The organism is Candidatus Oleimmundimicrobium sp. (genome assembly GCF_030651595.1).
Classification (GTDB): domain Bacteria; phylum Actinomycetota; class Aquicultoria; order UBA3085; family Oleimmundimicrobiaceae; genus JAUSCH01.
Genome location: NZ_JAUSCH010000091.1, coordinates 1 through 10,105, shown reverse-complemented (window position 1 = coordinate 10,105; position 10,105 = coordinate 1). Strand labels below are relative to the sequence as shown.

The following is a 10,105-nucleotide window of genomic DNA, read 5'->3' as shown; positions in this document are numbered from 1 at the left end:
AGCCCCAGTTCATTAACGGGTTCTCAAACGGGAATTTTTGAAAAAGTTTTTGAAATCCCGAATGTTTATGTTATTTACAACATTGTTTTAAAGGAAATATTCTACGCAATCTCACCACTTCTTTTTTTGCTCTTCTGTTGTGGTCTAATCGTCTTAATCTTGCGGCGGAGCAAGTCTGACTGTCTCATTATATTGCTGTTCGGAACATATTTTCTATTCTATTTCTTTGCCCATTTCCATGCATATTATCTTTTGCCTATTCTTCCCTTCGCTTCAATTATGGCGGCCCGCTATCTTTCTTTGATTAAAAAGAAGTCTGTTTTTATCTCGGTTTTAGCAGCATCTTTGGTTATTGCTCTGTTTTCATCTTTATTGTTGATGGCATCGTGCAAATATGGTTTTGATGGTTTAAAAAATGTTGCGAATTTTATAGATAAGGATAGTTCTAAAGAAGTCGTGGTTGCTACCAGCGATTTGCTTCATGGGAGTTACGGGCCGATATTGGAGTTCTACTCCTCAAAAATTGAACTCAAAAAAGTTCAAGATGAGGTAATGGCAAAAGAGATTGGAGCCGATTATTATGTTGATTTTGGTGTTAGATATAGGGGGCAGTTAGAAGGAAACCTACTTTCTTTTAATGAATCACATTATTTTCCTCTAATTTTTGATTATATTATCTATTCTGAGCCAAGTAATATACATATGTTTGGGCAGAACAGATTGGTAGTTGAGAAGATTGGAACATCAGCTTCCTTCGGTTTGCAAGAAATAAGGATTCCAACTTTTATTCTAATTGAACTCGAAGGAACATAAACTTAAAAATCTTAATTACGAATGTCTTGGTATATAATTGGTATATTGTTTAAATTTAGGGGCTTCGGCTGAAGGGGGAAATGTGAATAAATCTCTTTTATTGATTTTAGTTAGCGTCTGTCTTGCGGTCGCGGGTCAGATACTTTTAAAAATTGGGATGACTCAAGTTGGAGTGATTGGCGGCTCCAGTGTTGTAAATTGGCGGGAAACGTTGCTTAAAATTATTGTAGTCCCTCAGGTTTGGTTGGGGTTACTGCTTTACGTCATTTCAGCCATCTCCTGGTTGGTAGTTTTATCAAGAGTTGATTTGAGTTTTGCCTATCCTTTTGCCGCGCTGGGTTACGCTTTGGTTGTTCTTGTGTCTTGGGTTTACTTGAAGGAGAGTATTTCTCTTTTGCGTTGGCTGGGTGTTTTGATAATCTGTGTGGGAGTAATTTTTATAGCAAAAAGTTAGCAAGGAGATTTTGTGAACCCTGATACAGAAACTGTGTTTAAACCGCGGGTATTAACAGTCTTCGGCACAAGGCCGGAGGCCATAAAACTTGCACCGGTCATAAAGGAACTTGAAATATCCCCTGAGTTTTGTTCGATAACTGTGGCAACAGCTCAGCATCGAGAGATGCTCGACCAAGTTTTAAGACTATTTGAAATCGTGCCCGATTATGATTTAGATATTATGCGTCCAAGGCAAAGTCTCTTTGATGTAACCGAAAAAGTGCTTCATGATTTAAGAGAGGTTTTCATTCAAGAAAAGCCCGATGTGGTTCTGGTTCAAGGAGATACAACCACTACATTTGCGGCAGCCCTCGCGGCTTTTTATCTGAAGATTTCAGTGGGGCATGTCGAAGCGGGCTTAAGAACGTTTAACAAGTATCAACCTTTTCCGGAAGAGACAAATAGGGTATTGACCACTCACTTGGCAGATGTGCATTTTGCTCCAACCCGGACTGCAAAGGGAAATTTACTCAAAGAAAATATTCCAACCGATAAAATTTATGTTACCGGCAATACAGTTATCGATGCTCTATTGGGAGTGGTAAAAGTAAATTATATCTTTGAACATCCCATTTTAAGCAAGATTGATTTTGATTCAAAAAGAATCATACTCGTAACAGCTCATCGTAGAGAAAGTTGGGGGGAACCTCTAAAGAATATTTGTGAAGCTATTGGTAGAATTACAAAGTTGCATCCCCAAATTGAGGTGGTCTTTTCTGTTCATCTAAACCCGCAAGTGAGAGAAGTTGCTTACTCTTTACTGAAGGACACCGAAAGAGTTCATCTCATCGACCCGTTAGATTACGAACCTTTCGTTCAATTGATGAATAAATCCTATCTTGTATTGACAGATTCTGGAGGCATTCAAGAGGAAGTTCCTTCTTTAGGAAAACCCGTCCTTGTTTTAAGAGAGGTGACGGAGCGTCCTGAAGGTGTTGAGGCGGGAACCGTCAGAGTGGTTGGAACAAACACAAAAGATATTGTTGCTGAAACTGAAAGACTCTTAAATGACCAGAGCGAATACAAGAAGATGGCAAGAGCGGTTAATCCATATGGTGATGGGAAATCATCCAAGAGAATTGTTGCAGTGCTGAGAGAGTTACTATCCCGGAACAGGTCTAACGATAAAGTAGAAGGGAAATTTCGCTAGTGATTTACATCGTTATTCCGGCGTATGATGAAGAGAAAAATATAGGACAACTTTTAAAGCAAATTGATGATGTGTTAAAAGGTAAATACCTGGCAATAGTAGTTGACGATGGAAGTACCGATAAAACAGGTGAAATTGTTGAAGAAATGGCCTCCAAGTATCCAATTCGATGTCTTCACAATATGTCCAACCAGGGACTCGGTATTACTTTGCGCAATGGTTTAAGGGAAGCTGTTAATTTGAGCTTGAAGGGTGATGTAATTATTACCATGGATGGAGATGCTACCCATGATCCTAATTATATTCCCTCGATGGTCGAGGGAATTAACGGTGCTGATGTAATAATAGCTTCCAGATTTCTCCCGGGAGCGGGCGAGCGAGGGCTTTCAAATCTTAGGAAAATTTTAAGTCGTGGAGCTGGGTCTCTTTTAAGGTGTGCCTTTACAATAAAAGATTTGCGTGATTACACCAGTGGTTACAGGGCATTTAAAGCCGAGCTTATTGAGAAAGCTTTTCGAGATTACAATGAGAAATTTATTACGGAGAAGGGATTTTCTGCTACACCGGAAATTTTAATAAAATTACGCCAGCTTGATGCCAAGTTTAAAGAAGTCCCCTTCATCCTCAAATACGACGCTAAAAAAGGCACCAGCAAAATTAATATTCCCATAACCATTGTCAGGTACCTTAAAATGATTTTTAAATTTAAAGTTCGAGGATTTTAGGTCGCTGTCTTTTTATAAACGGAAGTTATCAAAAAATTTGTTAAGGTGGTAAAATAAAAATTTTAAACCTGCCTGCCGGTAGGCACGGCGGCAGGTAAGCAAGATTAAATTTTAAGGAGTTGGTGAGATGGGAACCAAGGATTTGAAGGTTTTGATTACGGGAATATCGGGATTTGCGGGAAGCCACTTGGCAGAATACTGTTTATCTAAAGATGTTGAGGTTTTTGGTACGATAAGATGGAGAAGCCGAATGGAGAATATCGACCACATAAAGGATGAATTGCATCTTTTAGACTGTGATATTAGAGATGCGTCCTCAGTGTCGAGTGTATTAGCGGAGGTTAAGCCCAATTATATCTTTCATCTGGCGGCTCAGTCTTTTGTGCCTACTTCATGGAAAGCACCAGCGGAAACTTTAACGACCAATATTATTGGGGAAGTGGATATCTTTGAAGCAGTAAGGGAGCTTAAATTAGATACTCGAATTCAGCTTGCTTGCTCTTCCGAAGAGTACGGTATGGTTTATGAAAGCGAAATTCCCATAAAGGAGACAAACCCCTTAAGGCCTTTGAGTCCCTATGGGGTAAGCAAGGTTGCTCAGGATTTATTGGGTTACCAGTATCATCAGAGTTATGGGATGCATATAGTTCGCACCCGCGCGTTTAATCACGAAGGGCCCCGACGGGGAGAAGTTTTTGTTGTTTCTAATTTTGCTAAGCAGATTGCTATGATAGAGAAGGGGTTATGTGAACCCGTTATAAAAGTTGGAAATCTTGAGTCTTTCAGAGACTTTACGGATGTGCGGGATGTAGCCAAAGCTTATTGGTTAGCTTTAGAAAAAGGAGAGCCGGGAGACGTTTATAATATTGCTTCTGGTAGGACGGTAAAGATAAAAGATATGCTAAATATGCTACTTGAGATGAGTAGTGTAAAAGTTGAAATAAAGAAAGATGCTTCACGAATGAGACCGTCTGATGTCCCCATTCTCTTGGGTGATTCCACTAAATTTAGAGAAAAGACGGGCTGGCAACCAGAGATTCCTTTTGAGAAAATCGTAGAAGATACTCTTAATTACTGGCGAGAAAAAATATGATATCCCTGGTACAGGAAACTCATATTAACTACTTTGTTTTTTAGGAGGTCAAATGAAGGGGCTAATACTTAGTGGGGGAACCGGAACGAGGCTTCGCCCTATTACCTATACCAGTGCAAAGCAGCTCGTTCCCGTGGCAAACAAACCCATTCTTTTTTATGCGATAGAAGCCATTCGGGATGCGAATATAACAGATATTGGCATAATAACCGGTGATACAGGTGAAGAGGTGAAGTTGGCTGTTGGCGATGGTAGTAAATGGGGAGTAAATATAACATATATTCCGCAGGAAGCTCCCTTGGGACTAGCTCACGCAGTTAAAATTGCTCATGATTTTATAAAAGATGACGATTTTGTCATGTACTTAGGAGATAATTTGGTCAAAGACGGTATAAATAGTCTCGTGGAAGAATTCCGCTTGCATCGAGGGTACGGCAAACAGACCAACTGCAACTGCCAGATTTTATTATCTCACGTAAAGGAACCTCAGCGTTTCGGAGTGGCAGAGTTGTTAGATGGCAAAGTGGTTCATCTGGTTGAAAAACCGAAGAAGCCCAAGACCGATTTGGCTTTGGTTGGAGTTTATATGTTCGATAAAAGTATTTTTGAGGCAGTAAACTCTATTAAGCCATCCTGGCGAAATGAGTTAGAAATTACCGATGCTATCCAATATTTAATCGATGAAGGATATGATGTTCATCCTCACATAATTGACGGTTGGTGGAAGGATACCGGTAAATTAGAAGATTTATTGGAAGCCAATCGGATTATGTTAGGTCTTATTGGAGAAAATATTAATGGCAATGTTGATGACAAATCACAGATTTTGGGTAAAGTTGTGGTGGAGAAGGGAGCAATTATCAAGGAAAGCGTAATTCGAGGTCCGGTTATAATTGGCAGCGGTAGTAAGATAATTAACTCATATATTGGGCCGTTTACCTCGATTCATGATAATGTAACGATTGAGGGCAGTGAAATTGAACACAGCATAATTTTGGCAGATTGTACGATTCAGGGAATTGGGAGTCGCATAGAAGATACTCTTCTGGGAAAAAACGTGAAAGTCCATAAAAGTAACACCAAGCCTAAGGCATATCGACTCATGGTCGGAGATAATAGTGAGATAGAAGTCATTTAGAGTATAGGGCTTATGGCAGATAGCTTATGGTTAGACCCATATCTCCCTGAGAGAGGATAAAAGGGAGGGAAAAACCTCTATTCGTCATTACGAGAGACTTTTTAGTTTCCTCCCCCTTGACGGGGGAGGATTAAGGTGGGGGTGTCATTGCCCTGTCTGCCGGCAGGCACGGCATTTTTATATTTTATTTTTTAATTAAAAAGTTTGACTCCCGACTCCTCACTAAGAGACTGCCGACTGATTAGTGTAGGATAACAGGTAAAGATTTGATTATAATAATAAATTTAAATAAAGATTGAGTGAAGCAAGGGGGTATTCATGATAAAAGATGTGCAAATAAAAAAACTTAAACTAATCCCTGACGAGCGGGGATTTTTAATGGAAATGTTGAGATGCGACGATTCTGTTTTCGACAAGTTTGGGCAAGTTTATATCACCGGTTGCAAAAAAGGAGCAGCTAAAGGGTGGCACTACCATAAAGAGCAGGATGACCATTTTGTCTGCGTTTCCGGAAAGACTTTAGTAGTTTTATGTGATTTAAGAGAGGGTTCTCCAACTTACAAAGAGGTAAATGAATTTGTTTTAGAAGCTCCTCCTTGCAAAGAAAACGAACCTGTTTTACTCAAGATTCCGGCTTATGTGGCGCACGGCTTTACCGCTTTAGATTGCGAAGAGGCCAGAGTTGTTAATATTCCAACCAAGCCGTATCGGTATGATGACCCGGATGAGCTTCGCTTTCCTTGGGACAGCGAAGAGATTCCCTATAAATGGCCGGATTTTGTTAAATACGGAGGTTAACTTTGAAATCTGATACAGGGCGTCTTTTAATAACAGGTGGAGCGGGGTTTATAGGCAGCAATTTTATAAGATATATGTTGAAAGTTCATCCTGAATATAGAATTATTAATCTTGATAAATTAACCTATGCCGGTAATTTAGATAATCTAAAAGACATAGAGGGCAATCCAAATTATAAATTCATGAAGGGCGATGTTTGCGACTCATCGCTCATTTCTAATTTAGTTAAAAAGGCTGACGTAGTTGTTAATTTTGCCGCGGAAAGCCATGTGGACCGCTCCATAGAATCGCCTGACGAGTTTATAAAAACTAATGTTTTAGGAACCAATAATCTTTTGAAATGTTCTTTAGATGCAAAAGTTAAGCGGTTTGTTCAAATTTCAACGGATGAATGTTATGGCTCTATTGAGAATGGTTCATTCAAAGAGACTGACTCATTGACTCCAAACAGTCCTTACTCCGCAAGCAAAGCAGCGGGCGATCTAATTGCTCTTTCTTACTGGAAAACCTACGGCTTCCCGGTAGTTATCACTCGAAGCACCAATAATTTTGGCTCTTATCAGTATCCGGAAAAACTAATTCCCCTTTTTATCACCAATATTTTAGAAGGAAAGAAAGTTCCACTTTATGGCGATGGGTTGAATGTGCGCGATTGGCTCTATGTTGAAGATAATTGCGAGGCCATCGATTTAGTTCTTCATGAGGGAAAAGAAGGAGAAATTTACAATATTGGAGCGAAAAACGAGCTTCCAAACGTTGAAGTAACTAAAATGGTGCTGGATATTTTAGGCAAAGACGAGAATTTCATAGAATACGTTACCGACAGACCCGGCCATGATAAAAGATACTCGGTGGATATCTCAAAAATAAAAGAGCTTGGCTGGAGTCCCCGACACGATTTTGATGAGGCTTTGAAGTTAACGGTAAATTGGTATAAAGACAACAAATGGTGGTGGGAGAAGCTCAAGTAGGGTATGGAGATTTCAGCCACCAGTCGTCAGCTGCCAGTCTTCAGCAAGACCAAAATGAATAGAGAAATTATAGTGGAGAGTATAGAGCTTAGAGCGGAGAGCATGGAGATGAGAAGCGAGAGATGAATTGGTCATTGCGAACGAAGTGAAGCAATCTCGAGACTGCCACGCCCTTCGGGCTCGCAGTGACGGTAAAGGTGTAATTGCCGTGCCTGCCGGCAGGCGGTGAGGGAGTGTAGGAGGATTATTATTTCGTCATTACGAGGGAGCGGTAGCGACCGAAGTAATCTCAAGAGATTGCCACGCCCCACAAAATTACTGCGGAGCTCGCGATGACAAGCCTACAAACTACCGACTCCCAACTACTAACTCCCGACTGAAACGAGGTGGATCTTTCTGAAGATATTAATAACCGGTGCCAAGGGAATGTTCGGCTCGGATTTAGTCAAGGTATTATCCCTGCCTGCCTGCCTGTCGGTAGACACGGCCGGCAGGCAGGGTAGCGAGCATGATGTTACAGGCTTATCTCATCAGGAATTAGATGTAACCAATAAAAGAGATGTTGATATTTGCATAAACGATAATAAGCCTGATGTTGTTATTCACGCAGCTGCTTATACTGATGTTGATGGTTGTGAATCAAATCGAGAATTAGCATTTTTAGTAAACGCCGAAGGTACAAAAAATGTGGCAAGTGCTTGTAGAGCAATGGATTCGGCGATGGTTTACATAAGCACGGATTATGTTTTTGATGGAGCGAAAGATATACCACATACTGAGGAAGACAAACCCAACCCTATAAATATTTACGGCGAATCAAAACTTGCCGGAGAAAATTATGTTAAATCAATTTTAGACAAATATTATATCGTAAGGACCTCCTGGCTTTTCGGGAAAAACGGCAAGAATTTTGTTGAGACGATTTTGCGTTTGGCCCAAGAAAAGAATGAACTCAAGGTTGTAAACGACCAAGTTGGCTCACCTACCTATACTCTCGATTTAGCCAGGGCGATAAAGGCATTGCTAACTAAACCCAGTTTCGGCTATTATCACATTAGCAATCAAGGGTCTTGCTCCTGGTATGATTTTGCAAGAGAAATACTTGGATTGAGTGGGCTTAATGACATTAAGGTGATACCGGTTTCCACAGAGGAAATAAAAAGACTCGCTAATCGTCCTAAATATTCAGTCTTAAATTGTCAAAAATTTATGGATGAATCCGGTTATAATTTAAGGAATTGGCAAGACGGTTTGAAAGATTATCTGGCAGAAAAGAGTTGTAAAGCCAATTAATTTGAAGTTGCCTGCGAGATTGAGGAGGATGGAGATTGAAACTTTGTTTTATCGGTTCCGGATATGTTGGATTGGTATCGGCAGCGTGTTTTGCAGACTTAGGCCACGAAGTTTTTTGTGTCGACAAAGATAATGTAAAAATTGAAAGTTTAAAAAAGGGCATCGTTCCTTTTTACGAGCCGGGGTTGGGTGAGCTCGTTAAAAAGAATGTTGAACAAGGACACTTAAAATTTACCAAAGATTTAAAAGAGGCATTAACCTCCTCCAACATAGTTTTCATCACTGTTGGAACCCCTTCTTCATATGATAGACGGGCTGACTTATCTCAAGTTAGGAATGCTGCTTTTGAAATAGGGAAGAATATAAGTGATTATAAGGTAATTGTTAATAAAAGCACTGTTCCTGTGGGAACAGCAGACCTCGTCGAGAAAATTATTAAAGAAAATCAAACCAAGAAAGTTCCTTTTGATGTAATCTCTAATCCGGAGTTTTTACGGGAAGGCAATGCTATCTATGATTTTATGAACCCCGATAGGGTAGTTATAGGGACCTCCTCTGAAAAAGCAAAGGTTATTATGGAGAAACTTTACTCTTCCTTTTCCAAGGTTATGTTCACCGATGTTCGTAGCGCGGAGATGATAAAGTATGCCTCCAACGCTTTTCTTGCAACCAAGGTATCTTTCATAAATGAAGTCGCGAATCTGTGTGAAAAAGTGGGGGCAGATGTAACCGAAGTTGCAAAAGGAATGGGTCACGATAAAAGGATTGGAGCCGATTTTTTAAATGCCGGCATAGGTTTTAGCGGTTCTTGTTTCCCCAAAGATACCAAAGCGCTGGCTGAAATTGCAAAAGAAAACGGGTGTGAATCGGAAATAGTTTCGGCGGCAATCAAGGTTAATGATAAACAAAAGCTAATTCCCATTTTAAAACTCAAGGATATTTTAGGAGATATTCGGGGCAAAACAATTGGAATTTTAGGTCTTTCTTTTATACCGGATACCGATGATATACGGGATGCTGCTTCAATTGATATTATAAGAGCGTTATTGGCCGAGGGGGCTGATGTTAAGGCAACCGACCCTGTAGCAACTTTTAATATGAAAAAAATGTTTCCAAAGTTGATGTATTTTGAAGATGTCTATGAAACGGTTAAGAATTGTGATGCTTTAATTCTTGTTACAGAATGGAACGAGTACAAAGGGATTGATTTTGCAAAGGTGAAGAACTTGATGAGAAAACCGATAATAATAGACGGACGTAATTTGTTTAATCGAGAAGAACTTGAGAAGCTTGGTTTTTATTACGAGGGTATCGGCAGATAGAAGAAGCGTCTAAAATTTTGTAGTATTTCGCGTCTTCTCGTCATTGCGCCTGCCCGCCTCTGGAGGGCCTGCCCGCCGGTGATTGTCTCTTACAGGTAGGCGGGAGGAGCGATAGCGACACCCCCGTCATTGCCGTGCCTACCGGCAGGCAGGCGAGGGAGTGTGAGTGACCGAAGCAATCTCCAAAGAGTAAGATTTTTTGCTGTTTTATTTTTCCCAGTAGCGACACTTTCCTGTCATTGCGACCCCGATGTTCATCGGGGGAAGCAATCTCGTATGTAATTGATAACAGCATAGTTTTTTGGTA

The 10,105-nt window shown here is 40.3% G+C and carries 10 protein-coding genes; all 10 read left to right on the top strand.

Translation table 11 applies throughout. The annotated features are described in order from the left end of the window. Nucleotides 1-813, top strand: an 813-nt coding sequence (locus Q7U95_RS05635) for a hypothetical protein (RefSeq protein WP_308752628.1), incomplete at its 5' end; no start/stop codon positions are given. Nucleotides 814-895: 82 nt separating this feature from the next. Beyond that, complete coding sequence (locus tag Q7U95_RS05630; RefSeq protein ID WP_308752626.1) at nt 896-1,267, top strand: EamA family transporter; 372 nt, start codon at nt 896-898, stop codon at nt 1,265-1,267. Nucleotides 1,268-1,279: 12 nt separating this feature from the next. Beyond that, nucleotides 1,280-2,458 carry a UDP-N-acetylglucosamine 2-epimerase (non-hydrolyzing) gene (gene wecB, locus Q7U95_RS05625; RefSeq protein ID WP_308752624.1) on the top strand — a complete coding sequence of 393 codons (1,179 nt, stop codon included), beginning with the start codon at nt 1,280-1,282 and terminating at the stop codon, nt 2,456-2,458. Continuing rightward, complete coding sequence (locus Q7U95_RS05620; RefSeq protein ID WP_308752622.1) at nt 2,458-3,183, top strand: glycosyltransferase; 726 nt, start codon at nt 2,458-2,460, stop codon at nt 3,181-3,183. Before wecB ends, Q7U95_RS05620 begins: the two co-directional genes overlap by 1 nt. Nucleotides 3,184-3,310: 127 nt before the next feature. Further along, nucleotides 3,311-4,276, top strand: a complete 966-nt coding sequence (locus tag Q7U95_RS05615) for a GDP-mannose 4,6-dehydratase (protein WP_308752620.1) — start codon at nt 3,311-3,313, stop codon at nt 4,274-4,276. 52 nt (nt 4,277-4,328) lie between these two features. Further along, complete coding sequence (locus Q7U95_RS05610) at nt 4,329-5,414, top strand: glucose-1-phosphate thymidylyltransferase (protein ID WP_308752619.1); 1,086 nt, start codon at nt 4,329-4,331, stop codon at nt 5,412-5,414. 318 nt (nt 5,415-5,732) lie between these two features. After that, complete coding sequence (locus tag Q7U95_RS05605) at nt 5,733-6,212, top strand: dTDP-4-dehydrorhamnose 3,5-epimerase family protein (RefSeq protein ID WP_308752618.1); 480 nt, start codon at nt 5,733-5,735, stop codon at nt 6,210-6,212. Between the two features lie 2 nt (nt 6,213-6,214). Continuing rightward, the gene (gene rfbB / locus Q7U95_RS05600) at nt 6,215-7,183 is read left to right on the top strand and encodes a dTDP-glucose 4,6-dehydratase (RefSeq protein ID WP_308752617.1); all 969 of its coding nucleotides are present in this window, start codon (nt 6,215-6,217) and stop codon (nt 7,181-7,183) included. A 390-nt stretch (nt 7,184-7,573) separates the two neighbouring features. After that, entirely contained in the window at nt 7,574-8,476 is a 903-nt protein-coding gene (rfbD, locus tag Q7U95_RS05595; protein WP_308752630.1) for a dTDP-4-dehydrorhamnose reductase, read from the top strand. A 35-nt stretch (nt 8,477-8,511) separates the two neighbouring features. Further along, nucleotides 8,512-9,798, top strand: coding sequence for a UDP-glucose/GDP-mannose dehydrogenase family protein (locus tag Q7U95_RS05590; protein ID WP_308752615.1), 1,287 nt, complete (start codon nt 8,512-8,514; stop codon nt 9,796-9,798). The last annotated feature ends 307 nt before the right edge of the window (nt 9,799-10,105 follow it).